Raw genomic sequence first — 24304 nt, forward strand, 5'->3', positions numbered from 1 at the left:
AGGGTTTTCAGTGATGGGCCGAAGTGGCGGCCGGATGCGCCGCGTCTGCGAGGCTCGCGCGATATCGCGCGATCGCGGCGACGAGCCAGCTCCATGCGGTGCGCTCGTTGTCGCCGGCGGTTTTGTCGATCGCGATCTGCAGATACGCCATTTCTCGATCGACCTTGTCGGCCGGCAGCATGAAGAGCCGGCTCACCAGAATCGCGCCTTCCACGACCGCCGACTGCGCGCGATTGAAGCCCGCGAACGGCGCGTGGTTTTCGCGGTGCACGCATTTCATCACCAGCACCGGGCGCTCGGCGTCGTCGCGCAGCTCGTCGAGTTCGAGCTCGGCGTGGGCCAGCGACTCGGCCAGACGTACGCTCGGCACGCGGCTCGCGGCCACGGTCGGCCAATCGGTCGCGCAGTGCGTGACGCAGCCCGCGAAGATACGCACGTCGGTGGAGAAATTCAGCACCGCCGCGCGCGTCGCGATCACGTTGTCGAGCGTGACCGACGGGCGGAAAGGCGCGAGGATGATGCGCTCACCCTCGTAGCGCGCACCCATCGGCGCGATGTGTGGACGGCCATCGCACGCTGCCGTGGTGACGATCGTTTCGTGGATCATGGCTGGGAACGCGTGTCCCGACAGCGCCGGAAGGCCGGCCGTCAGCAGAGGTCAAACACAAACGGAAACCGCAAAGGGGCCGCGGCGTGCGGCCCGGTTGCGGGCTTAACGCGTAGCGACATACATCACGATTTCAAAACCGAGGCGTACGTCGGTGTAGCTCGGAGTCGTCCATTGCATACGTGCTTTCTCCTTCGGTTGAAACAGCTGGTGGAACAGCGTTGCGCCGCCGGCCCCGTGTAATGCCCGGTGTCGACGGCAGCCGGCATCACGCAAGCTTTATGCCTGTTCGGGTACCGGCCGGTCAGGCGGGCGGGCGTTCGACGGCCAATACAGCACCCGGCGAATTGCGCCATGCCGTGGCGCTCGCGCGGGTTGCCTGACGCAAAGAGCCGCGCGGTGTGGCGAAAACGAAGCAAAGTGTGCCATCGCGATTCGCTAATTCGATTGCGCTGTCACGCTGCGCCCGCCTCGCTCACCAACACATTCTGCTCCCATTCGCGTCGCACGGCTCGAAAAAGAACCTCACGATGTGATAGCGATAACCGATCCGTTAAGTCTGCCAAATAAAATCGTGAATTCTCCTTGGGCGTGTCCGTGCCTACAGTGCAACTCAAGCGCTTCGTTCTTCCGGCAGTGCGCCTGCCACCTTCGAGGACACGTCATGAACGATTTCAGTCAACCGCCGATCCAGCCCGAACCTCAAGCGCGCGATCCGCACAATCCGCGCGAACGGTACGCGGCGGGCGTGATGAAATACCGCGAGATGGGGTACTGGCAACCGGACTACGAACCGAAAGACACCGACGTGATCGCGCTGTTTCGCATCACGCCGCAACCCGGTGTCGAACCCGAGGAAGCGGCGGCCGCGGTGGCCGGCGAATCGTCGACCGCGACGTGGACGGTGGTGTGGACCGACCGGCTCACCGCCTGCGACATGTATCGCGCGAAGGCGTATCGCGTCGAGCCGGTGCCGGTGTCTCGCGCCGACGAGCCGCAGTACTTCGCGTACATCGCTTACGAACTCGATCTGTTCGAAGAGGGCTCGGTCGCGAACCTGACCGCGTCGATCATCGGCAACGTGTTCGGCTTCAAGCCGCTGAAGGCCTTGCGGCTCGAAGACATGCGCATTCCCGTCGCGTATCTGAAGACGTTTCAGGGGCCGCCGACCGGTATCGTCGTCGAGCGCGAACGGCTCGACAAGTATGGTCGGCCGCTGCTCGGCGCCACGGTCAAGCCGAAGCTCGGTCTGTCGGGCAAGAACTATGGACGGGTGGTCTACGAAGGCCTGCGCGGCGGCCTCGATTTCCTGAAGGACGACGAGAACATCAACTCGCAGGCGTTCATGCACTGGCGCGACCGCTTCCTGTTCGCGATGGAGGCGGTGAACCGCGCCCAGGCGGAGACCGGCGAGCTCAAAGGGCACTATCTGAACGTGACGGCCGGCACGATGGAGGACATGTACGAGCGCGCCGAATTCGCGAAGGAGCTCGGCTCGTGCATCGTGATGATCGACCTCGTGATCGGCTGGACCGCGATCCAGTCGATGTCGCGCTGGGCCCGCAGGCACGACATGATCCTGCATCTGCATCGCGCGGGGCATGGCACCTACACGCGGCAACGCAACCACGGCATCTCGTTTCGCGTGATCGCCAAATGGCTGCGCATGGCGGGCGTCGATCACGCGCATGCGGGCACCGCGGTCGGCAAGCTCGAAGGCGATCCGCTGTCGGTGCAGGGCTACTACAACGTGTGCCGCGACGCGCACAACGCGGTCGATCTGTCGCGCGGCATTTTCTTCGACCAGCCGTGGGCCGGCTTGCGCAAGGTGATGCCGGTCGCCTCGGGCGGGATTCACGCGGGGCAGATGCATCAGCTGCTCGACCTGTTCGGCGACGACGCGATCCTGCAGTTCGGCGGTGGCACGATCGGCCATCCGGCCGGCATCCAGGCCGGCGCGACCGCGAACCGCGTCGCACTCGAAGCGATGGTGAAGGCGCGCAACGAGGGCCGCGACATTCTGCGCGAAGGGCCCGACGTGCTCGAAGCCGCCGCGCGCTGGTGCACGCCGCTCAAGCAGGCGCTCGATACGTGGCGCGACGTGAGCTTCAACTACGCATCGACCGATACGCCCGATTTCGCCGCCACGCCGACGGCGGCCTAGCAACGCCGAGCTTTTCCCGCGAGCGCCTCACGAGCGCATCCGCAACGCGGTGCAACGGCACCGCGCGGGGCACCGTTGACGCCGTTCCGAACGCGGCATCCATCCACGAGGTTCGTCATGCGTATTACTCAAGGAACGTTTTCTTTTCTGCCCGAGCTGACCGACGAGGAAATCGGCCTGCAGATCGACTACGCGCTGCGCCAGGGCTGGGCCTGTTCGGTCGAATTCACCGACGACCCGCATCCGCGCAACACCTACTGGGAAATGTGGGGTCTGCCGATGTTCGACCTGCACGACGCGGCCGGCGTGTTGCAGGAGGTCAGGGCTTGCCGCGAGGCGCGGCCGCAGCACTACATCAAGGTCAACGCGTTCGATTCGGTGCGCACCTTCGAGACGATGCGCCTGTCGTTCATCGTCAACCGGCCGGACGTGGAGCCGGGCTTCCGGCTGTTGCGGCAGGACGTGCAGGGACGCACGCAGCGCTACAGCATGACGGGCTATGCGGGCGACCGGCCAGCGGGCGAGCGTTACGGCGCGGCGGGCTGACGCCGCTGATCGCGCAACAACGCACACGACGACCCGCAGCGAGGAGGAACCATGACAGACGCCGCCACCGTGGACGCACTGCCCGCGTCCACCGTGCACAGCGACGCCGCCGCGCCCCACATCGACCTCGCGGCGCTGTACCGCGACTCCGGCATCGGCGACGTGCTCGGCGAACTCGATCGCGATCTGGTCGGGCTCGCGCCCGTGAAAACGCGCATTCGCGAGGTCGCCGCGCATCTGCTGGTCGAGCGCGCGCGGGCTTCGCTGGGTCTCGCGGGCGGCGCGCCGACCTTGCATATGTGCTTCTCCGGCAATCCCGGCACCGGCAAGACGACGGTTGCGCTGCGCATGGCGGAAGTGTTGCACCGGCTCGGCTACATTCGCCGCAATCATCTGGTGTCGGTCACACGCGACGATCTGGTCGGCCAGTACATCGGCCACACCGCGCCGAAAACGCGCGATGTGCTCAAGCGCGCGATGGGCGGCGTGCTGTTCATCGACGAAGCGTATTACCTGTATCGCCCGGAGAACGAGCGCGACTACGGGCAGGAAGCGATCGAAATCCTGTTGCAGACGATGGAGAACCAGCGTAGCGACCTGGTCGTGATTCTGGCCGGCTACGCGTCGCGAATGGAAGTGTTCTTCGAGAGCAATCCGGGTTTCCGCTCGCGCATCGCGCATCACATTACGTTTCCCGATTACGAGGAAACGGAGTTGCTCGAAATCGCCGAGCGGATGCTCCGCGCCATGCATTACCGCTTCGATGCCGCGTCGTGCCGCGCGTTCGCCGACTATCTGGCGCGCCGCATCCGCCAGCCGAATTTCGCCAACGCGCGCTCGGTGCGCAACGCGCTCGACCGCGCACGGCTGCGCCAGGCGAACCGCCTGTTCGCGAGCGCCTTGCACGGCGGCGAGCCGGTCGACGCCGCCACGCTGACGCTGATCGATGCCGCCGACGTGCGCGCGAGCCGCGTGTTCGACGCGCCGCCGCAGTCCTCGCATTCGCCTTCCACCGCGCGCGCCGTCACGGCGCCGCCGGGCTGAATCACGACACCCTCGACGGAGAACGCCATGCAGGACGGACGCACGACACTTTCGAAGTTCCTGATCGACACGCTCGATCGCCCGCCGTGTACGGACGACACGCGCGACACTGCAGGACTCTCCGCGCTGCTGATCGACGTAGCGGCGGCCATCAAGTCGATCTCGGCGATGCTGACCAAGGGCGCGCTAGGCGGCAACTACGGTTCCGCGCAAACGCTCAACACGCACGGCGAGCAACAGAAGAAGCTCGACGTCTCGACCAACGAGATCTTCGTGCAGCAATGCGAGTGGGACGGCTTGCTGGCCGCGATGGTGTCCGAGGAAATGGAGCACGTCTACGCGATTCCGCCGGACTATCCGCGCGGCGAGTATCTGCTCGCGTTCGATCCACTCGACGGCTCGTCGAATATCGACATCAACGGCGTGGTCGGCTCGATCTTCTCGGTGCTGCGCACGCGCGACCCGGCAGAGGATGCAACCAGCGAAGCCGCGTTCCTGCGGCCGGGCTGCGAACAGGTCGCGGCCGGCTATGCCGTGTATGGACCGTCGACGATGCTGGTGCTGTCGGTCGGCAATGGCACACATGGCTTCACACTGGAGCGCGACATCGGCAACTTTGTGCTCACGCATTCGAACATCCGGATTCCGGAGGAAACCGGCGAGTTCGCGATCAACGCATCGAACGAGCGCTTCTGGGAGCCGCCCGTGCGCCGCTACGTGCAGGAGTGCAAGGACGGCCGCAGCGGTTGCCGCGCGCGCGATTTCAACATGCGCTGGATCGCGTCGATGGTCGCGGAAGTGCATCGCATCCTGATGCGCGGCGGCGTGTTCATGTATCCGCGCGACTCGAAAACGCCGGCGATGGAAGGACGCCTGCGCCTGCTCTACGAAGCGAACCCGATGAGCTTCCTGGTCGAGCAGGCGGGCGGCCTCGCGATCACCGGCCGGGAACGCATTCTCGACGTCGCGCCGCGCGCGCTGCATGGCCGCGTGCCGGTGATTCTCGGCTCGAAGAACGAGGTCGAGCGCATTGCGCGCTATCACGGCGAATACGACCGCGGCGAGGACAAGCCGTTCACGTCGCCGCTGTTCGGCACGCGCTCGTTGTTCCTGCCGGATTTCACGGCGTGATCAGCGACTGACGGCGCGCTCAGCGCACAGAACACAGTCATCCGGAGACAAACGCATGTCAGTCAAACATCCGATCATCGCGGTGACCGGCTCGAGCGGCGCCGGCACCACCACCGTCATGAAGAGTTTCACGCATATCTTCAGACGCGAGCACATCAATGCGCAGATCGTCGAAGGCGACGCGTTCCATCGCTACGACCGCAACGGCATGCGCGCGGCGATGCAGGAGCGCGAACGCGACGGTGTGCCGAATTTCAGCCACTTCGGGCCGGAAGCGAATCTGCTCGAAGAACTCGAAACGCTGTTCACGCGCTACGGCGAAAACGGCAGCGGGCAGTTTCGCCACTACGTGCACGACGCGGGCGAAGCGCAACTGTACAAGCAGGACGGCGGCACCTTCACGCCGTGGGAGGGGGTCGCGCCCAATACCGACCTGATGTTCTACGAAGGGCTGCATGGCGCGGCGGTGACCGACAGGGTCGATATCGCGCGGCATGCGGATCTGCTGATCGGCGTCGTGCCGATCATCAACCTCGAATGGATCCAGAAGCTGCACCGCGATCAGACGATGCGCGGCTACACGCACGAAGCGGTGGTCGACACGATCCTGCGGCGCATGCCCGACTACGTGAACTACATCTGCCCGCAGTTCTCGCGCACGCATGTGAACTTCCAGCGCGTGCCGACCGTGGATACGTCGAATCCGTTTACCGCCCGCGAGATTCCGCAACCGGACGAGAGCTTCGTCGTGATCCGCTTCGCGCGGCCGAAGGGTATCGACTTCCAGTATCTGCTGACAATGCTGCACGACTCGTTCATGTCGCGCCCGAACGTGATCGTCGTGCCGGGCGGCAAGATGGGACTTGCGATGCAGCTGATCTTCACGCCGATGATCCTGCAACTGATCGACCGACGCTCGCGCGCCTGAGCTGTACCAGACGGATACCGAGGTTCATTTCGCAAGGAGAGATCCGATGAGTGCAGTCGCGCAACCGCTTGACGCACCCGCCACGCGTCGCGGACCGCGCGCGTTGAGCCCGCCGTTCGCCAAGATTTCATTTCATGTCGAGGAGCACGCAATGGCCTTCATCACCCTGCGGCAACTGCTGGATCACGCGGCCGAACACGACTACGGCGTGCCCGCGTTCAACGTCAACAACATGGAGCAGATTCACGCGATCATGCGCGCGGCCGAGGCCACCGCTAGCCCGGTGATCCTGCAGGCGTCGGCCGGCGCGCGTAAGTACGCCGGCGAGCCGTATCTGCGCCATCTGGTGCTCGCCGCGCTCGAAGCGCACCCGGACATTCCGCTCGTGCTGCATCAGGATCACGGCGCGAGCCCCGCGGTGTGTCAGCAGGCGATCCGCTCGGGCTTCACGTCGGTGATGATGGACGGCTCGCTGCTGCCCGATCAGAAAACCCCCGCCGCGTACGGCTACAACGTCGAGGTGAGCCGGCGCGTGGCGGACGCCGCGCATGCGGTCGGCGTGTCGGTGGAAGGCGAACTCGGCTGTCTCGGTTCGCTCGAAACCGGCACGGCAGGCGAAGAGGACGGCGTCGGCGCACAAGGCAAGCTCACACGCGAGCACCTGCTGACCGATCCGGACGAAGCGCGGCGCTTCGTCGACGCGACCGGCGTCGATGCGCTCGCGATCGCGATCGGCACGTCGCACGGCGCGTACAAGTTCAGCCGCGAGCCGACCGGCGACATCCTCGCGATCGACCGGATCGGCAATATCCATGCGCGCATTCCGAACACGCATCTGGTGATGCACGGTTCGTCGTCGGTGCCGCAGGAATGGCTCGCGGTGATCCGCGAATATGGCGGCGAGATGCCGACCACCTACGGCGTGCCCGTCGACGAAATCCGCCGAGGTATCGCGAACGGCGTACGCAAGGTCAACATCGACACCGACATCCGTCTCGCGATGAGCGGCGCGATGCGCAGGTCGCTCGCCAATGCGCGCGCGGAGTTCGATCCGCGCGCGGCATTGAAGGCCGCCACCGCCGCGGCGAGCGCGATCTGCGTCGAGCGATTCGAGGCGTTCGGTTGCGCGGGGCAGGCGGCGCGCATCAAGCCGCTGCCGCTCGATACGATGGCGAGCCGCTACCACTAACGCCACTGCCACGGAGAACGCAATGCGCGAATTCCTGATTGCGCCGTCGCTGCTGTCGGCGGATTTTGCCCGGCTCGCCGACGAGATTCGCGACGTGACGGCGGCCGGCGCGGACTGGATTCATCTGGACGTGATGGACAACCACTACGTGCCGAACCTGACGGTCGGCCCACTCGTGTGCTCGGCGATCCGGCCGTACACGACGCTGCCGTTCGACGTGCATCTGATGACCACGCCCGTCGATCCGCTGGTGTCGACGTTTGCCGAGGCCGGCGCGAACCTGATCAGTTTTCATCCGGAGGCGACGCTGCACGTGCATCGGACCATCGAACTGATCCGCTCGCACGGTGCGCGCGCGGGGCTGGCGCTGAATCCGGCGACGCCGCTCGCGGCGCTCGATCACGTGCTGGAGATGCTCGACGTCGTGCTGGTGATGTCGGTGAATCCGGGCTTCGGCGGCCAGGCATTCATCGCCGAAACGCTCGACAAGCTGCGGCTGCTGCGCGAGCGCGTCGACACGACGATGCAGCGCACCGGGCGGCCCTTGCTGATCGAAGTGGACGGCGGCGTGAAGGCGTCGAACATCGCGCGTGTCGCCACGGCGGGCGCGGACGTGTTTGTTGCCGGGTCGGCCGTGTTCGGTGCGGGCGATCGCGCGCAGGCGATCCGCGGCATGCGCGGCGAACTGGCTACTGTCGACGAACACGCGGGGGTGGCCGCCATGCAGTGATGGCGCTGCTGTTTCAGCGCTTTTTCATCGTCTCGCCCGGCGCGCACCATGCGCTGAGATCTTCTTCAGGCCGGTCGACCGCGCAGCCCCAGTCGAGCGGCTGGTCCTGATCGAAGCGCTTGCCGAGCCGCCATGCAATCTCGGCGCGCGCAAGCTGCACGCCCATATAGAACGCGTGGCCGCCGTCTGTTTCGAGGTTCAACTGCGGGTACAGCGCGAACGGATCGTCGCCGCGACGATGGCCGTCGCGGTTGTACACGTGAATGCCGTCGGCGCTGATCTGCACGCGGAAATTCGGGTCACGCACGCCGCGCGCGAATTCGTCGATTTCTTCGGCGCTGTACGGAAACGGCCGTTTCGCGTGGACCGTCGCGAGTTCGGTGCTGATGCCCTTCGGCAGCACCTGCGCATCGCGCGCGGCATGCATCACGCGGCGCGCGACATCGGCTTCGCGCAACGCGCGCCGCGCATGCTGGCTCACCGACGTCGCCAGCACCGCGCCAACGCGCAATTCAGCCGCCATGCCGAGCAGCACCGCGTTGATGCCGCTCGTGTCGGCCTCGGTCAGTTCGGTCACGTTGCCGATGCCCATCATGATCGCGATGTCGGGATAGCGCTCGCGCAAACGCACATAGCGCGCAATCGACGCGGCCAGCCCGAACGGAATCGGATCGAGAATCGGATCGGCGAGAAACGCGCGGCCGCGCGCGGACAGCGCGTCGATCGCGGCGTCGAGCGAAGCGGGGTCGGCCGGTTCGCGCGCGACGAGGATCGGCGTCGACGGCACTTCGTCGGCGATCCATAGCGTGTCGAGGTTCAGGCTCATCAGATAGTCGGCGCCCGCGCGGCCGCCGCGCAGCAGCTCGTCGTTGCGCATCGAATCGACGCTGACGCGATAGCCTTCGGCCTTCAGCCGCCGCACCGCATCTTCGAGATGCGCAAACGCCGTGTCCGGCAGGCAGCCGATGTCGATCACGTCCGCGCCTTGGGCCGCATACTCGCGCGCCCTTGCCGCGATGCCGTCGAGGTCGAGGCGCGGCGCATCGACGATCTCCGCGAAAATCTCCGTGTCGTAGCGGCTCAGATCGAACGGCTTCGCCTTGCGGCCGAAAAATTGCGGCAAGTCCTTGACCTCCTCGGGACCGCGTTCGAACGGCACGCCGTAGTGCGCGCCCAGCGCGTCGAGATCGCCACGGCAGCGGCCCGGCACGATCACGCGCTGCGCGGCGAGCGGCGCGCTCACGCGGCGCTGGATCAGGTCGGCGGTCATCAATGCGGCCACTTGCAGGCCGATTTCGCGCACCTCCCAACTGAACGGCGTCGGCGCCATGCCGTCGAGCACGCGCCGCAGGCTCGGTTCGGCAAGCCGGCCGGTCAGGAAGAGGAGGTGGTCCATGCGAGGTCGAGGGTCGCGAGGCGTTGGGTGAGCGCCGCTTCGAGTTCGTCGAGCGAGCGCGCGAGCGTCGTGTATTCGAAGCGCGCCAGACGCTCGACGTTGTCGAGTTCGATCGCCCGTGGCCGCAGTTCGACCCATTCGTCCGGGCTATGCGTGATCACGCTCGGTTCGGTGTCGCACGCAAAGACGATGCCGGGGATGCATTGCTTGCCGGCCTGCGCGTACATATTGGTCGGCAGCGTATCCGAGATGCCGTAAGCACATTTGGCGACCGTGTTGCTGGTGGCGGGTGCGATCACGACCGTGTGATACACGCCGTGATACAGCATGCCGACCGGCACGCCGCTCGCGCTGTTGTCGCGCAGTACGCGAAAGTGTTCGCGCAGCTTGTCGAGCGACCAGCCATAGAGCGGCAGCACTTCCTCGGCCGCCGCGGACAGAAACAGATCGACGCGCGGCAAGCGCCGCGCGAGCGCGATCGATTCTTCCAGCATATGACCGGAGCCGGTCACGCACCACGCGAAGTGCGCATCCGGCTTGAAGTCGGCGAGATCGCGGGCGCCCTTGCGGGCAGACTCGCTGGGGGACCTGAGGGACGACCCGGTCATGCGTCGAGATCGAACGGCATGCCGTCGGCCGGCGAGCCTTCATGCGACAGCCGGATGTGCAGCCGGCGCATCTTGCGATACAGCGTATTGCGGCTGATGCCGAGCGCCTTCGCGACGTTGCTGACGTTCCAGCGGTGCTCGTCGAGCAGCGACAGCACCGTTTCGCGCTCGTTCAGCTGGATCGCGTTCAGCGAAGAAATGTCCGCTTCGTCGGCGAGATGCCCGTCCATGTCCGCGTTCGCGAGGCGCAGCGCGATTGGCAGGTCGACCGCCGACGTGCGTTGCGTGACCTCGGGCGGCAGATGCTCGCAGCGGATCGGCTCGCCGTCGGACAGCGCGATGGCCATCTGCAACACGTGACGCAGCTGACGGATGTTGCCGGGCCACGCGTAGGTGAGCAGCGCGTGTTCGGCTTCTGGCGTCAGATCGGGCGGATCGTCGGTTTCGTTCGCGAGCAGATGATGGATCAGCGGCAGCTTGTCGACGCGCTCGCGCAGCGCCGGCAGATTCAGCTCGACGCCCTTGAGCCGGTAGTACAGATCCTCGCGGAATTGCCCGCTTTGCACGAGTTCGAGCAGATTGCGGTGGCTCGCGCTGATCAGCTGGAAATTGACCTTGACGGTGGTCTCGGCGCCGAGCGGCGTGACCTCGTGTTCCTCGATCACGCGCAGCAGGCGAGCCTGCAACACGAGCGGCATGTCGCCGATCTCGTCGAGAAACAGCGTGCCGCCGTTGGCCTGCACGATCTTGCCGCGCCGTCCTTCGCGCTGCGCGCCGGTAAACGCGCCCGCGCGGTAGCCGAACAGCTCGCTCTCGATCAGGTTCTCCGGCAGCGACGCGCAGTTGACCGGCACGAACAGACCGTCGGCGTGCGGGCTGATGCTATGCAACGCCTGCGCGAAGACTTCCTTGCCGGTGCCGGTCTGGCCGCGCAGCACGATCGGAATCTTGCGCTGGATCACGCGCGCGGCCAACTGGATCTGCGAGGCCATGCGCGGGTCGCCGAATTCGAGGTGCGCGATCTCGTCGAGCTTCGGCACCGGCGGATGTTTCTCGTGTTTTTCGGCGGCGTTGGCGCGCATGGCGGAGTCGGGGACGAGCACGCGCGTCACGCGCCCCGTGGCGTTTTGCGGCGTCTGCGCGACGAGGAAAAAGCGGTTCGTCGCGTTTGCGCTGTAGACGGTGACCGGATGGAACGAGCCGCGAATGCTGCGCGCGATCATGTCTTCGAGCGACGCGTTGAATGCTTCCTCGATGCGCCGGCCGCGCAGCTCGCTCAGCGAGCGGAAGCCCAGCTGGAACAGCGCGCTGCGATTCGCGGCGAGCACGGTGCTGTCGTCGCCGACCGCGAGCTTGCCGCCGTGCAGCGTGCCGACGAATTCCGGGCGGCTGTGGAAATGGATCATGTTGGCGTGCCGGTAGCGCGCATCGAGCAGACGGTTTTCGATCATCTGACGCGACATGCCGACCAGCACCAGCGAGTGCTGCTGCAGCAGCTTCGAGCGGCTCGTGACGTCGAGCACGCCGGCGATTTCGCCGCCGTCGTCGAAGATCGGCGCGGCCGAGCACGTCAGCGACGTATAGCGCGGATAGAAATGCTCGTGCTGACAGACGGCGATGCAGTCGCGCTCCGCGAGGCAGGTGCCCATGCCGTTGGTGCCGGCTTCGCGTTCGCTCCACAGCGCGCCGACACGAAAGCCGTCGGCGGCGACCGCCTCGGCGAACGGCACGGACGACACCTGATGCACGATCACGCCGCCAGAATCGACGAGCACGACCGCGAGCTCGGGATCGGCCAGTTGCTGGTAGAGCGTCGTCATCTCGAGCTTCGAACACGCGATCAGATCGCCGAGCGCCTCACGGCGCGCGCTGAGTTCGTACTCGGTGAGCACCGGCGGCGGCACGAAACGCGCGGGGTCCAGCTGGAATTCGTTGATGCAGCGCGTCCACGACTGAGCTACGGGTTCGCTTGTCGCGCGCGTGGTCAACTGATGGTTGACCACGTTCAGAACTTCCCGGACGTGCGTACTGCTGTCAGCGAGCAACGACATGGGATTTGTCTCCGTTGCGTCATTTCGCAAGCGTGACTGCTTCGCACGCCGCGAATGCCGCTTTATCAAGCCTGCCTGCCCCTGGTGCGGCGCAATCTCGGTTCGCCTGCGCCCTCGCGACCGGCCCTACTACGAGGCGGGTGTTTAAAACTGTACGCCCGATGCAGGCTTGGTTCAACAGAAAGTCACACTGGGTTTACCTCACTGTGCCCGGATTTTGCTTTTCTCGATGCGCGACGCGTTAAACGGGCTGCAGGTTGCATGCCTGTCGCAGCTTCGGCACAGAGTGTGCCGCGCGTCGTTCAGTTCTACTGTTCTACTGTTGCATCGTTTCGCTCGTCATTACAGGCTGTTCAATCCTGGGCCGCGCCGCGGCGGAGATCAAATCATGGATCGTTTCGATACTGTTCGCCTTGCCGCATTTTCCAGCCTCGGCGCCAATCCCGGCCCGCAAGTCGGCGCGTTGCCCGAGCGCCTCGACATCGTATTCATCGAGAATTTCATCGGCCAGACGGTCATCGGTATCGATAGCAGCGAGTTGCATGTTGCGCAACCGGTGCGTGTGAACCTGGCTATCGGCGTGCCAGCGATCCGCGCCTGCGCGACGGACCGGATCGAAGATACGGTCAACTACGCGGCCGTGCGCGGGGCGCTGCTCGAGCTGTTCGCGTCGCATCGCGTGCGGCTGCTGGAGGCGCTTGCCGAGACGATCGCGCAACGGCTGATCGCCGACTTCGGCGCGCACTGGGTGCGCGTGTCGCTCGCGAAGCCGGCCAAGTTCGCCGACCTCGCGGCTGTCGGCGTGCAGATCGAGCGGCGTCGCGGCGATGGCTCGGCGGCGGCCGTGGGTCTCGCGCGGTACGCGTCGCTGGGCGAGGGGCTGGTGCCGAATTGAGGGGCGCGCCGAGCGGGGGGCGCCTAGCCGGGGGCGCCGAGGCGGGGGCGCCGAGCCGGGCGCGCCGAGCGGGGGCGCGCCGAGCGGAACGCGCCAAACGCCCGGCGCGTTTCAGGCCGTGGTCATTTCGCCACGGTCGACGTCTTCTGCGGACCGAGTCCGCACGCCTGATATGCGCTGGTTTGCAGCGCGCGGAAGCGCCTGGTTTGCGCCTTCGCATGATCGACGCGGAATTCCGCGCCGCCTTCGCCGCCAAGCGTCGCGTACTTCGAGAAGGTCGACTGGTCGACGAATTCGTCGTACGGCAACGACGCGGCCATCTTGTCGATCACGCACGAGCACTTGTAGACGTTCGCGAAATCGTGGCCGTTATCGTCCATGCAGCTGAGCACGTATTCGACGCGACCCTCGGTCGGATAGTTGTAGCCGCCCGCCCACGCGAGCGGCGCGGCGAGCAGGAGCGAGGTAAAGGCGAGAAGCGCGCGACATCTGTTGGTCATTGAATGCCTCTGCGAGAGCATTGAGCCTGCTTCGCGAACCGCTGCGCGAGATGCGTGCCTTGCGGCCGCGAGGCGACGGGATGCGCGAGGAGGCGGGGCCGGCAACGGCGCCGCGTCTCCTGCGCTTGCGTGCGCCGTCAGTTCGGCGCGAACGGATGCGCGACGCTGCCCTTCTTCGCCAGCACTTCAGCCGCGCTCGGGTCGCCGCTGACCGCGCGCTTGATGGCCTCGCGCGTCGCCTGATAGTTGAACTGCTGGATCTTCTTGTCGTCCTCGGCCTGCCAGTGAATGAACACGCCGACGCAGAGGAACAGATCGTCGGCTTCTTCCTGCGGGATCGTGCCGTCCTCGACACTGTCGGCCACCGCGAGCGCGACCGCGTGCTGCGCCGGGCCGAACATCTGCACGGCCTGCTTGGCGCCTTTGATCGTCACCTTGTTGAACAGGATCGTATTGGGCTTAGTGATGAGATTGGGCGCGACGACGGCGAGCAGCGACGTGAAGCCGTCCTTGTTGTTGGTGAGCGCGTTGCAGAACGCGGTTTCCGCAGCCGAACCTCGCGGTCCGATCAGCAAGTCGATGTGCGCGACCTCGTTGCCGTCGCCGACGAGCGATTCACCGATCATGACGCGGTTGATCTTGGCCATTCTGTTCCTCCAATGAGTAGGTATGGACCTGCCGACGAGGCGCCGCCCGCGATCGTCCAGATCAGCATCGCGAGAGCGGTGCGGGAATGCACGGCGGTACTAACTAACAGGTTCCGTGCCAGTTGTGGCAAAGGGCCTGCTGACGCGCCTGTCCGGGTCGCGTTCAGTCCAGACGATTCAGGGTTAACCGCGCCCTTCGACACAGCGCGCAAGAAACAGCGTGGCCACCGCGAGGTCAGCGCTGGTGCCGGGATTGATCGTGCGGGCCTTCAATTCGGCGTCCCAGGCACCGAGTTGCGGATCGCCCGCCGGGCGGCGCGCGGCGGGTCGCGCCTGGCGCCAGCGCGCGTGCTGTTCGCGTGCCACGAGCGTGACACTCTGCGCCAGCGCGCGGCCGTGCTTGCGCACAATGTGAGAGTCGGGCCAGCCGCCGAGGAACGTGAGAAACACGTTGAGCATCGCGATTTCGCCTGGATCGGCGGGCGCGGGTTCGGGCGGTGGTCTCGAGGCTTCGAAGTAGGCGGCGAGGCCGGTGTCGAACAGGTCGGCGAAACCGTTCGCGTACTGCCGCGCGATGCTGTCGCGCTCGCTGGCAAGCCGCATCGCGTCGCGCAGGCCGATCGTTGGCGGTGCGTGGACCGATTGCTCGGGCGCGTCGCCGAGGCCGCCGGGATTGGCGAGCGCGATCGCGCGGTAAGCAAGTCGAGCGTCTTCGACGTCGAGCCGGCTCAGCACGTCGCCGACGGCCGCGCGCCACGCTTGCGCCGACACCGGCGGTTCGCCGGTTTCGTCGAGGGCCGCGGCGAGCGGCGCGACCAGCAGCACGATGCCGAGATTCGTATTGCAGCCGACGGCCGCGCGCGTGCGCGTGACCGCGTCGAGAATGCGCTGTCCGACGCGCTCGCCGCGCGCGAATAGCGCGTCGAGCGACGCGTCCGCGCTGGCGAGGAACTGGGCCGCGCGCATGCCGTGGCCGGGGCTTTGGGTGCTGACGTTGCCGGGTTTCGGCGTGGTGACGTCGAGCGTGCAGGCTTCGAGGAAGGCCGCGCGCGCGTGCTCGACGGGAATCGCATGAGTGTCGGGCATCGCGCTCAAGCCCGGCGCTGCGGAGACTGCTCGGGCAACCCGGCGCTAGCGGCTTGCCCGGCCAGCCTGCGATCGAGCAGATCGTCGACGAGCGCCGCCGCGACATCGAGCGGCACGACCGACTGCAAACCGCGCCACGCGGCCACGCCGTTGACTTCGAGCACGAGGGGCAGCGCGGCGTCGTCGGCATTCGGGATCAGGTCCACGCCCGCGTAGTCGAGCCCGAGCGCGGCGGTTGCGCGCACTGCCGTCTGTGCGAGCGGGACCGTGAGCTCGGCGGGCTCGCAGCGCGCGCCTTGCGCGACGTTGTGAATCCAGCCCTTGCCGCCGCTGCGCCGCATCGCCGCAACCGCCTTGCCGCCAATCACGAGCACGCGCCAGTCGAAACCCGGCCGGTCGCTTGCGACGAAGCGCTGCAGATAAGCGACCTGCCGATAACGCGCGAGCGACGGCAACGGCGCGAGCAGCCCGCCGCGCGCGCCGAGCCGTTTGAGCCCGTGGCCTTGCGAGCCGAACAGCGGCTTGAGCACGACCTGACGGCCGGCGGCCGCTTCGCGCATCAGTACGCGTTGCGCGAACGCGGCGGATTCGCCGGCCCAGGTGGCCGGTGTCGGCACGCCCGCGCGATGCAGCAGGAAGCTCGTCATCGACTTGTCGACGCTGCGCTCGATCGCGCGCGCGTCGTTGTACACCGGCACGCCCGATTCACGCAGCGCGTGCAGGATGCCGAGCCGCAGCGTCACCTGCTCGAAGCTGCCGCCGGCGATGCCTCGTACGAACACCGCGTCCGGCAGCGTGCGGCCGAAGCCCGGGATCGCGAGGCCGTGCGGCAGCCACGTGGTGTCGATGCGGCAATCCGCGAGATCGACGCAACGCGCCTCGGCGCCGCGCGCGCGGAACGCCTTTTTCAGCCGGCCGGTGTGCCAGCCGGTTTCGTCGGTCATGATCGCGATGCGCACGCCTGATGTGATCATCATCGCGCGACGGACTCGCCGCCCCACTGTCTGCGCAGCAGGCCGCCGTCGAGCCGGCCGCCATGATAGGTCGCGCCGCTTTCGAGGCTGCTGACCCACACCTCGGCGGGCGCGAACAGCGCAGGATCGATCTGATAGAAGTCGAAGTTGACGGCCGTGAAGACGTCCGCGAACGGCCGGCCGTAGTCGCGCGAATTGGCGGAGGGGAGGGTGTCGGCGAGACGTTGCGCGATCTCGTCGTGCTGGACGCTCAGGTGCACGCGGCCGCCGTACAGGATCGCGTCGTTGGTGCGGCCCATCGCCTGAATGCCGTCGGGCGCGGGCGGCGGCAGCGGCGCCGAGCCCGTCCCCGCGACGATCTCATCGAGCGGCACGCCGAGCACGTGCACCTTGTGCAGCGCAACTTCGACGACGCGGGCGACGACCTGCACCGTTCCCGCGACAGAGTGTGTCGGCGTGACGATCAGCGTCAGGTGTTCGGGCGCGAGGCCGCAATCGTGCAGCACCTTGTCGATCACGACCTGCGGCGGCAGGCGGTCCACTTCGAGCACCAGCGCGCCGCGCTCGTGGCGGTCGCGATAGCCGAGTTCGTCGAATAGCGGCTCCTTGACCGCGAGCGCACGCGCGGGCCCCGAGCCGAGCGAAAAGAATTTCTTGCCGCCGGTCTGCTCGCTGGTCGCCGACAGGCTCCAGCCCGCGTACTGGCTGCCCAGACAGGCGAGCACCGGCGACGATGTGCTGACCTCGAGCATCGTCGGCCACAGCGGCGCGGCGTCGAAGTTCGCGCGTACCGCGACGCGGCCGAGACCGCCCATGCAGATGCGCGCGATCAGCACGCCGGCGTCGAGGCTGCCGCGCGCGTCGACGCCGGCGTCCGCGATCACGGTGCCATCGCGCGTGCGCGTCAGTGCGACACCGAGCTGTGCCGCTTGATCGACGAGCCGTGCTACGAGGCGCTCTGAAAGCGCGTTCACGCTCGGCAACGCGGCGGGCGCGGAAGTCTCAGCTGTTGGCGTGGAGGCAGGCATGGTCGGGTTCATCGCAGGTTTCGATTCGTTGGACGACGCGTTCGTGCTGCGCGTCGAGCGCGGTGAGCACCGCGTCCACCGATGCCGCTCGCGCGTGCAGCGTGCAGACCGGCTGCCCTGCGTCGATGTGGGTGCCCGGCATCGGTACGTCGCGGCATTGCGGATCGCGCAGGCAGGCGTCCGAGAACGCGGCCGAGACGCTGAACGGCCGCTGCGCGTACAGCACGCGCTGGCCGGCACGCCAGCGCGGCGCGCGGGCGAGCGCGAGGCTCGCGGCCGACGGCGCGCGGCCGTGGCGGCACGCGTCGAGGTGGCAGGCGAGCAGGCCGGCCGGCCATGCATCGGGCGACGCGGTTTCGTAGAGCGCCATCGTCGACGAAGGGCGCGGGTTGATTTCGAGCACGTCGAACGAGGTGCCGTCCGACAGGAAGTCGCAGCTGTTGATGCCGACGAGGCCGGTGTTTGCACACAGCGCGTCGAGCGCTTGCTGGACGTGCGCGATGAACGCTGGCGGCAAGTCGATCGGCCCGATCGAGCCCGCATGCACGAAGCGCAGATCGCCGATCGCGCAGGTGAATTGCTCGGCGAAACCGATCAGATGCGCGCTGCCGTGCGCGCCGATGAAAAGCGCCGACAGCGAGCGGCCTTGGCCAATGCGCTGGAAGTAGCCGTGCGCGGAGTCGGTCGTCAAATTGAACGAGTCGGCCGCCTCGATATGCGTACCGCCACAACCATCCGCCTGCTTGAACAGCCAGCCCTCGGCCGTCGCGGGCCGCTCGAACGACACAGCCGGATGCGCAATCCGCAACGCGTCGAGCAGCGCGAAAAAACGCCGCGGCTCGCGCACGGCCGCGATCGCCTCGGCAGCGTTGCCGAGAAAGCGCGGCAAGCCGGATTCGCGGCACAACTGAGGCATCAAAGGTTCGAGCCCGCTGCCGCCGATCCAGCCAAGCAAACCGGGCAAGCGCGCGACACGCGCAAGCGCATCGACGAGCCGCGCCCGGTCGATCCCGAGCGCGCCATCACCACCGCCGATGTCGAACCATAGCTCGGCGGCCTCGCGCATGTCGCGGTCGCCGAAGATATCGAGCGCGGCGACATGCAGGCCGGCGCGCGCCGCGGACTGCGCGAGCAGGCGCGCGGACTGCCCGACGACCGCGACCAACGGCGCATGCATGAGCGGGCGGTGCGACTTCATGACGATCGCGCTCAGCCGAGACCGGCCGCGACCGCGCGGGCCTCGTCGTAGGCTTCCGGGAAGCCCAGGTAGACCGGCTTACCACCCGTGCGCATGCGCATGAAGAGGCGATGCTCGACCTGATATTTGACGTTGCCGATCGCCAGCGCGCCGATGCCGACCGCGCCCGCGTTCGGCACGCCGTCGATCGGCTTGCCGTCGTTCATCACATTCACGCCGGCGATGCCTTCGGGCGGCACCGCGTTGACGTCGGCGGCGACGAGCAGGCGCTTCGCATGCACGAGGTCGTCCCTGCCGACCACCTGCGCGCCCGCGACGGCGGTGGCGAGCACGATTTCCGCGTCGGCGAGCGCGCCGCGCAGTTCGTCGGGCGTCGTGGCGCTGATGCCGTTCGTGAAGATGCCGAAGCGCTGGTTGACTTCGGCCGAGGCCCCGAGCGCGCGATTGCGGTCGTGGTGGCTCGCGATCGTCACGTCGGCGCCGCGCGACGCGGCGATCGCCGCCGCGATGCGCCCGACCGCGCCCGTTCCGCCGAGAATCAGCACGCGCTTGCCGCCCAGCTCCACGCCGTGCTGTTTGCCCAGATGCCGCTCGACCAGCGCGACGAGCGCGGCCGCGGTCGTGTACGAACCGCTCGGATCGGCGAACACCGAGACCTCGAACGGCGGGACCATCGCGCGGTGCGCGGTGTCGAGCATGTCGGCGGCCTGCATCACGTCCCGTCCGCCGATGAAGATGCCGGTGCGCGACACCCCTTTCGGGCCGCGCGAGAAGATCGCGTCCTGCGTCAGATTCGCGACCATGCCCGCTTCGACGTTGCAATACGGCACGATGACCTGATAGCCGGCGTCGGCGGCCATGTTGACGTCGAACGGACTCATCTGTGGCGTGGCCGTGAACATGTGCAGGATGTAGGGCCTTTCAAGGGTTTCTGACATGGCGGGGCTCGTTTTAGTGGCAATCTCGGGGACGGCGCAAGGCAAGGCAAGGCAAGGCCGCGCCGCGCGTGGCAGCGCCTTATGTAAGCGGCGGTAAGCGGCGGCCTGAGCGGTGCAGCGCATCATGCGGCGTCGATGTGCGGCGCGCGCGCCTCGGCGCCGCTGATCGCCGCGCCGCTGTTGCGGCCCGCGACGACGCTGCATTCGATATGCGGCAGCGCGCTCGCGACGGCGCGCGCGGTCGCGAGCGCGCGGTCGGCCTCGCGCGCGCTCGCGAGCACCGCGAAGCCAGTCGGGCCCCACGAGGTCTGGCCGATGCCGGCGGTGCGTTCGGCGGCGACCGCGCGCAGTACGTGCTCGACGTCGGGACTCGCGAACACGCCGCCTTGTGCGCTCGCGAAATATTCGCCGATGGTCTGCTGCAGCTCGGTGAGGCCGTGCGCGAACGGCGCGAAGTTATGTTCGGCGGCGCCGGGCAGGATCTGCATCAGCACCAGATGGCACAGATGCGCGGCGAGCCGCTGCGGAAACGGCGCGAGCGATGCGAGCGCGCTGCGTTCCTCGGTACCGTGCAAGCCCTCGCGGCTGTTGTCGCTGACGAGCAGCACGCGCCACGGCTGCGGAAACGGCTGGCGCGACAGCAGCGGCGGCATGCTCTGGCGCAGATCGCCGGGCGGGCCGCCATCGAGCAGCAGGCCGCCGCACTCGAAGCCGAGTATGCCGATGCCGGAGCGGGCGCCGCGCCCGAGCAGACTCGCGAGCTCGGCGCTCCGCGCCGGCTGGCCGACGAGGCGCGCGAACGCGGTGCCGACCGCCAGCGCCAGCTGCGTGCCGGAGCCGAGGCCGGTGTGTGCGCGTGGCGCCTCCAGCACGTCGATCGCGAGTGTCGCCGGTCCATAGGCGGCCTGCAGCCGCGCGAGACTCAGCGCGATGCGCTCGCGCTCGGCCTCGCTGACCACCCCGCCGATCTGCTCGCGTTCGGCGAGCCGCGCTTCGATCCGCGTGCCGTGCGTATCGATGACGAGCCCCAGGCTGCCGAACGCACGCCCGAGCGATGCGTTCGGATCGAGAAAGCCCAGATGCAGCCGCGCGGGCGCATCGATCGTGATGGGGGCGCGTGGCGGCAGGCGGCGGAGCTGAAGCGGCATCTCGAGTGTCCTCAGGTGTCCTTGCGGGTGCGCAAGACCGGGTTCGGCCGCGGGGCGTCCGCAACGCGTCGCGGGTTCCAGCGATAAGTGCACCCGGCGACGTCAAGCGAAAGCCGTACCAGGCACGCGCAACGGCCGCCGCCGCGGGTTCGGCCCACTGGAACCTCTAAACGGGCACGCCGCGCGCCCCACGCGGTTCGCCGCCGCATGGACGCTGTGTGACGCCGAAGGCGCACTGTGTCACGCGCTGTTTCATCCGGCGACAGGAACGCGTGTCAACTGCCTTGCGCGGGTTTGGGCGCGTCGTACTTGATATAGCGGAAGCGCTGATCGTCGGCGGGCGTGCCTTCGAGCGGGCCGTCCTCGAGGCCGGGCTGCCAGTGGACCACCGATTCGATCTTCGTCGCGAGCGCGAAGTCCTTGTCGGTGATGCCCTTGGCGCTGTGCGTCTTCAGCTTCACGGTCACGAAGGCGTACGAGACCGTCAGATCGGGGTGGTGCCAGGCGGCTTCCGCGAGGTGGCCCACAGTGTTGACCACCATCAGCGTTCCCTTCCAGCCCTCGGTGCGGTATTTGCGCCGCAGCCAGCCATCTTCCAGATACCAGTGCTGCAGCGGACCGACGAGGCGCTGCTGGATCTCTTCGTCGGTATAGACGTGCTCGGTGTTTGCCATGGCTGTTGCTCCTCGAATGCGCGAATCGATCGCCGAACGAAGCATCGTTGCAAGTGACAGGCCCGTGCCGCGGCGTGTGATTCGCAAAGGACACGATTCGTATCACGCAAGTGACACAGTATGTGCCGCATCGCGTGACGCAGGCCCTTCAGCTTACCGCCATGCAAGCATCGGCGTGCAACGCCCGAGTGCCGCGACACCTCGCGCGTGCCGATTCGCCGGGCCAGCGCAGCCAATAGCAGCACACGTTGCCGCTATTCCGGCATGGAATATGCGTCGGCCGTTCATGCGTCGCGAAGCCCGACATCGAATCGGGATAGCGCGTTAATCGTTACCCGCACTCGAGAAGGCGCGCACGATGCGATGAGGTAGCGTGGGTCATTCGTGAGTTGAACAGCAGGACAATTCTGGAGGAGACATGAACTTACGCACTGTAGTTCTTGGGCTCGCGATCCTCGCATCCGCAGCCTTTGGCTCTCTGGCTGCGCAGGCCGATTCGCAGCTCGACGGGCTGATGAAAAATCCAGCCAACTGGGCGGCCCAGGCGGGCGATTATGCGAATCACCGCTACAGCCCGCTCAAGCAGATCAACGAGAACAACGTCGGCAAGCTGCAGGTTGCATGGACCATGTCGACCGGGGTGCTACGCGGCCATGAAGGCGCGCCGCTCGTGATCGGCGACACGATGTATGTCCACTCCCCGTTTCCGAACAAGGTCATTGCGGTCAACCTGAAGGATCAGACGTTCCTCTGGCAGTATCAGCCGAAACAGGACGAGCAGGTCGTCTCCGTGATGTGCTGCGACACCGTCAATCGCGGTCTCGCGTACGGCGACGGCAAGATCTTCCTGCAGCAGGCCGACACCAAGCTCGTCGCGCTGAACGCGAAGACGGGCGACGTGGTGTGGACCGCGCAGAACGGCAATCCGAAAGCCGGCGAAACCAACACCAACGCGCCGCACGTATTCGGCGACAAGGTGCTGACCGGGATCTCGGGCGGCGAGTTCGGCGTGCGCGGGCGTCTGATCGCGTACGACATCAAGACCGGCAAACCGGCCTGGACCGCGTACAGCACGGGCCCCGACAACGATATGCTGCTCGACCCGCAAAAGACGATGACATACTCCAACGGCCAGATGGTGCCGGTGGGCGCGGATTCGTCGATCAAGTCATGGAAGGGCGATCAGTGGAAGCTCGGCGGCGGCACCACGTGGGGCTGGTATGCGTGGGATCCGAAACTCAACCTTGTGTACTACGGTACCGGCAATCCGGGCACATGGAACCCGACGCAACGTCCGGGCGACAACAAATGGTCGATGTCGATCTTCGCGCGCGACCTGAATACCGGCATGGCCAAATGGGTCTACCAGATGACGCCGCACGACGAATGGGACTATGACGGCGTCAACGAAATGATCCTGTCCGATCTGACGATCAACGGCAAGCAGGTGCCCGCGATCGTGCACTTCGACCGGAACGGCTTCGGCTATACGCTCAATCGCGTAACCGGACAGCTGCTGGTCGCGCAGAAGTACGACCCGGCGGTGAACTGGGCCGACCGTGTCGACCTGCAAAGCGGCCTGCCGATCCGCAACGCGGCGTACTCGACGCAGGCGGCCGGCTCCGATCACAACGTGAAGGGCATCTGCCCGGCGGCACTCGGTTCGAAGGACCAGCAACCGGCGGCATACGATCCGAACTCGCACCTGTTCCTCGTGCCGACCAACCACGTCTGTATGGACTACGAGCCGTTCGATGTCGACTACGTGTCGGGACAGCCGTATGTCGGCGCCACGCTGTCGATGTATCCGGGCCCGAACGAGGGCAACGCGATGGGCAACTTCATCGCGTGGGATGCGAGCAAGGGCAAGATCGTCTACTCGAAGCCGGAGAGGTTCTCGGTGTGGTCGGGTGTGCTGGCGACCGCGGGCGGCATCGCGTTCTACGGCACGCTGGAAGGCTACCTGAAGGCGGTGCGCATCAAGGACGGCAAGGAACTGTGGCGCTTCAAGACGCCGTCGGGAATCATCGGCAACGTCTTCACGTATGAGTATCAGGGCAAGCAGTACGTCGGCGTGTATTCGGGCATCGGCGGCTGGGCCGGCATCGGCATGGCGGCAGGTCTGGAGAAGCCGACCGAAGGTCTGGGTGCGGTCGGCGGCTACAAAGATCTCGCGAAGTACACCGCGCTCGGCGGCACGCTGTTCGTGTTCGCGATTCCTGGCGAAAAGAGCTGAACGAACGGCTGAAATGAAAGGCTGAATCAGCGGGGCGGCTTGAACAGGCACGGCCGCCCCGTCAGCCTCGCGCAAGCATTGAATCACCCCCAGATCGCGCCCGTTGGTGGATGCGTCGATGAAACGCATCGGGGCGCGGCTTATTCCCAGATGGAGACATGTGCATGAAAGGCCGATCTATCCTGTTGCTCGCGGTGTTGCCCGCGGCGCTCGTCGTGCTGCCCGTCGGATACGCGCAGAACAATCCTTCGATTGCGCAGGTCGCGTACAAGGTGGTCGACGGCACCAAGGTGGACAGTAATACGCTGCAGGGCTGGAAGACGTGGCGCGCGCTCGCTTGCGAACGCTGCCACGGCGCGCAGCAGCAGGGCATGGTCGGGCCGTCGCTGATCGACGCGTTCAAGACGCTGGACAAGACCGAGTTTCATCGCACGGTGTTCGGCGGCCGGGTGGACAAGGGCATGCCCGATTTCAGCACGAGCCAGATGATGCAGAAGAACTGGGAAAACCTCTACGCGTACCTGAAAGGGCGCTCCGATGGACAGATCAAGCCGGGCGATCTGAAGGCCATCGACGCCAAATAACG

24 protein-coding genes are annotated in these 24304 nt (G+C 66.6%); 10 read left to right on the forward strand and 14 right to left on the reverse strand.

Going from position 1 to position 24304, the window contains the following annotated elements; all coding sequences use genetic code 11:
* Positions 1–7 precede the first annotated feature (7 nt).
* Positions 8–607, reverse strand: a complete 600-nt coding sequence (locus OKW29_RS20150; RefSeq protein ID WP_429292267.1) for a DUF447 domain-containing protein — start codon at positions 605–607, stop codon at positions 8–10.
* Between the two features lie 105 nt (positions 608–712).
* Complete coding sequence (gene pqqA / locus OKW29_RS20155) at positions 713–787, reverse strand: pyrroloquinoline quinone precursor peptide PqqA (protein ID WP_113062024.1); 75 nt, start codon at positions 785–787, stop codon at positions 713–715.
* 484 nt (positions 788–1271) lie between these two features.
* On the opposite strand from pqqA, the gene OKW29_RS20160 reads away from it, so the two are divergent.
* The 7 genes from OKW29_RS20160 to rpe all read left to right on the forward strand — a co-directional run bounded on the left by OKW29_RS20160 (position 1272) and on the right by rpe (position 8339).
* On the forward strand, positions 1272–2771 hold the full coding sequence (locus tag OKW29_RS20160; protein ID WP_184039098.1) for a form I ribulose bisphosphate carboxylase large subunit: 1500 nt from the start codon (positions 1272–1274) through the stop codon (positions 2769–2771).
* A gap of 117 nt (positions 2772–2888) precedes the next feature.
* The gene (locus OKW29_RS20165; RefSeq protein ID WP_429292268.1) at positions 2889–3317 is read left to right on the forward strand and encodes a ribulose bisphosphate carboxylase small subunit; all 429 of its coding nucleotides are present in this window, start codon (positions 2889–2891) and stop codon (positions 3315–3317) included.
* A 51-nt stretch (positions 3318–3368) separates the two neighbouring features.
* Complete coding sequence (cbbX, locus tag OKW29_RS20170) at positions 3369–4361, forward strand: CbbX protein (protein WP_429292269.1); 993 nt, start codon at positions 3369–3371, stop codon at positions 4359–4361.
* A gap of 27 nt (positions 4362–4388) precedes the next feature.
* A complete protein-coding gene (locus OKW29_RS20175) occupies positions 4389–5492 on the forward strand; it encodes a class 1 fructose-bisphosphatase (protein ID WP_187629683.1) in 1104 nt (367 codons plus the stop codon).
* A 55-nt stretch (positions 5493–5547) separates the two neighbouring features.
* Positions 5548–6420, forward strand: coding sequence for a phosphoribulokinase (locus tag OKW29_RS20180; RefSeq protein WP_184039110.1), 873 nt, complete (start codon positions 5548–5550; stop codon positions 6418–6420).
* Positions 6421–6571: 151 nt separating this feature from the next.
* Positions 6572–7609, forward strand: a complete 1038-nt coding sequence (gene fba / locus OKW29_RS20185; protein WP_429292540.1) for a class II fructose-bisphosphate aldolase — start codon at positions 6572–6574, stop codon at positions 7607–7609.
* A gap of 22 nt (positions 7610–7631) precedes the next feature.
* Positions 7632–8339, forward strand: coding sequence for a ribulose-phosphate 3-epimerase (rpe, locus tag OKW29_RS20190; protein ID WP_429292270.1), 708 nt, complete (start codon positions 7632–7634; stop codon positions 8337–8339).
* Between the two features lie 13 nt (positions 8340–8352).
* Here rpe and OKW29_RS20195 read toward each other — a convergent pair whose 3' ends face one another.
* From OKW29_RS20195 to OKW29_RS20205, 3 genes are read right to left on the reverse strand one after another with little or no spacing between them, the layout of a single operon-like run.
* Positions 8353–9735, reverse strand: a complete 1383-nt coding sequence (locus OKW29_RS20195; protein WP_184064707.1) for a DUF6513 domain-containing protein — start codon at positions 9733–9735, stop codon at positions 8353–8355.
* Positions 9714–10343 carry a flavoprotein gene (locus OKW29_RS20200; RefSeq protein ID WP_429292271.1) on the reverse strand — a complete coding sequence of 210 codons (630 nt, stop codon included), beginning with the start codon at positions 10341–10343 and terminating at the stop codon, positions 9714–9716. The genes OKW29_RS20195 and OKW29_RS20200 overlap by 22 nt, the downstream gene beginning before the upstream one ends.
* Positions 10340–12394, reverse strand: a complete 2055-nt coding sequence (locus tag OKW29_RS20205; RefSeq protein WP_429292272.1) for a sigma-54-dependent Fis family transcriptional regulator — start codon at positions 12392–12394, stop codon at positions 10340–10342. Before OKW29_RS20205 ends, OKW29_RS20200 begins: the two co-directional genes overlap by 4 nt.
* A gap of 388 nt (positions 12395–12782) precedes the next feature.
* Between OKW29_RS20205 and OKW29_RS20210 the strand changes: the two genes are divergently transcribed.
* Positions 12783–13289 carry a dihydroneopterin aldolase gene (locus OKW29_RS20210; RefSeq protein WP_184064716.1) on the forward strand — a complete coding sequence of 169 codons (507 nt, stop codon included), beginning with the start codon at positions 12783–12785 and terminating at the stop codon, positions 13287–13289.
* A gap of 122 nt (positions 13290–13411) precedes the next feature.
* On the opposite strand, the gene OKW29_RS20215 is transcribed toward OKW29_RS20210, so the two are convergent.
* The 9 genes from OKW29_RS20215 to OKW29_RS20255 form a co-directional block, all read right to left on the reverse strand.
* On the reverse strand, positions 13412–13789 hold the full coding sequence (locus OKW29_RS20215) for a hypothetical protein (RefSeq protein ID WP_184064719.1): 378 nt from the start codon (positions 13787–13789) through the stop codon (positions 13412–13414).
* 137 nt (positions 13790–13926) lie between these two features.
* Positions 13927–14436, reverse strand: a complete 510-nt coding sequence (gene fae / locus OKW29_RS20220; RefSeq protein WP_090809086.1) for a formaldehyde-activating enzyme — start codon at positions 14434–14436, stop codon at positions 13927–13929.
* Positions 14437–14619: 183 nt separating this feature from the next.
* The gene (locus OKW29_RS20225) at positions 14620–15522 is read right to left on the reverse strand and encodes a triphosphoribosyl-dephospho-CoA synthase (protein ID WP_429292273.1); all 903 of its coding nucleotides are present in this window, start codon (positions 15520–15522) and stop codon (positions 14620–14622) included.
* 5 nt (positions 15523–15527) lie between these two features.
* On the reverse strand, positions 15528–16499 hold the full coding sequence (locus OKW29_RS20230) for an ATP-grasp domain-containing protein (protein WP_429292274.1): 972 nt from the start codon (positions 16497–16499) through the stop codon (positions 15528–15530).
* Positions 16496–17536 carry a methenyltetrahydromethanopterin cyclohydrolase gene (gene mch / locus OKW29_RS20235; RefSeq protein WP_429292275.1) on the reverse strand — a complete coding sequence of 347 codons (1041 nt, stop codon included), beginning with the start codon at positions 17534–17536 and terminating at the stop codon, positions 16496–16498. The genes OKW29_RS20230 and mch overlap by 4 nt, the downstream gene beginning before the upstream one ends.
* Positions 17499–18722 (reverse strand): ATP-grasp domain-containing protein, encoded by a 1224-nt coding sequence (locus OKW29_RS20240; RefSeq protein ID WP_429292276.1) that lies wholly within the window; start codon positions 18720–18722, stop codon positions 17499–17501. Before OKW29_RS20240 ends, mch begins: the two co-directional genes overlap by 38 nt.
* Before the next feature lie 11 nt (positions 18723–18733).
* Complete coding sequence (locus OKW29_RS20245; protein ID WP_429292277.1) at positions 18734–19660, reverse strand: NAD(P)-dependent methylenetetrahydromethanopterin dehydrogenase; 927 nt, start codon at positions 19658–19660, stop codon at positions 18734–18736.
* Between the two features lie 122 nt (positions 19661–19782).
* Positions 19783–20808, reverse strand: a complete 1026-nt coding sequence (locus tag OKW29_RS20250) for a beta-ribofuranosylaminobenzene 5'-phosphate synthase family protein (protein ID WP_090810411.1) — start codon at positions 20806–20808, stop codon at positions 19783–19785.
* Positions 20809–21083: 275 nt separating this feature from the next.
* Positions 21084–21482: a 4a-hydroxytetrahydrobiopterin dehydratase gene (locus tag OKW29_RS20255; protein WP_090809095.1), complete on the reverse strand. Its 399-nt coding sequence runs from the start codon at positions 21480–21482 to the stop codon at positions 21084–21086.
* Positions 21483–21900: 418 nt separating this feature from the next.
* On the opposite strand from OKW29_RS20255, the gene OKW29_RS20260 reads away from it, so the two are divergent.
* Both OKW29_RS20260 and OKW29_RS20265 read left to right on the forward strand, forming a co-directional pair.
* Positions 21901–23718 carry a methanol/ethanol family PQQ-dependent dehydrogenase gene (locus OKW29_RS20260; protein WP_429292278.1) on the forward strand — a complete coding sequence of 606 codons (1818 nt, stop codon included), beginning with the start codon at positions 21901–21903 and terminating at the stop codon, positions 23716–23718.
* Positions 23719–23882: 164 nt separating this feature from the next.
* Positions 23883–24302 (forward strand): c-type cytochrome, encoded by a 420-nt coding sequence (locus OKW29_RS20265; protein WP_429292279.1) that lies wholly within the window; start codon positions 23883–23885, stop codon positions 24300–24302.
* The last annotated feature ends 2 nt before the right edge of the window (positions 24303–24304 follow it).

The sequence above is a fragment of the Paraburkholderia sp. CI3 genome (assembly GCF_050436505.1).
In the GTDB taxonomy this organism is placed as follows: domain Bacteria; phylum Pseudomonadota; class Gammaproteobacteria; order Burkholderiales; family Burkholderiaceae; genus Paraburkholderia; species Paraburkholderia tuberum.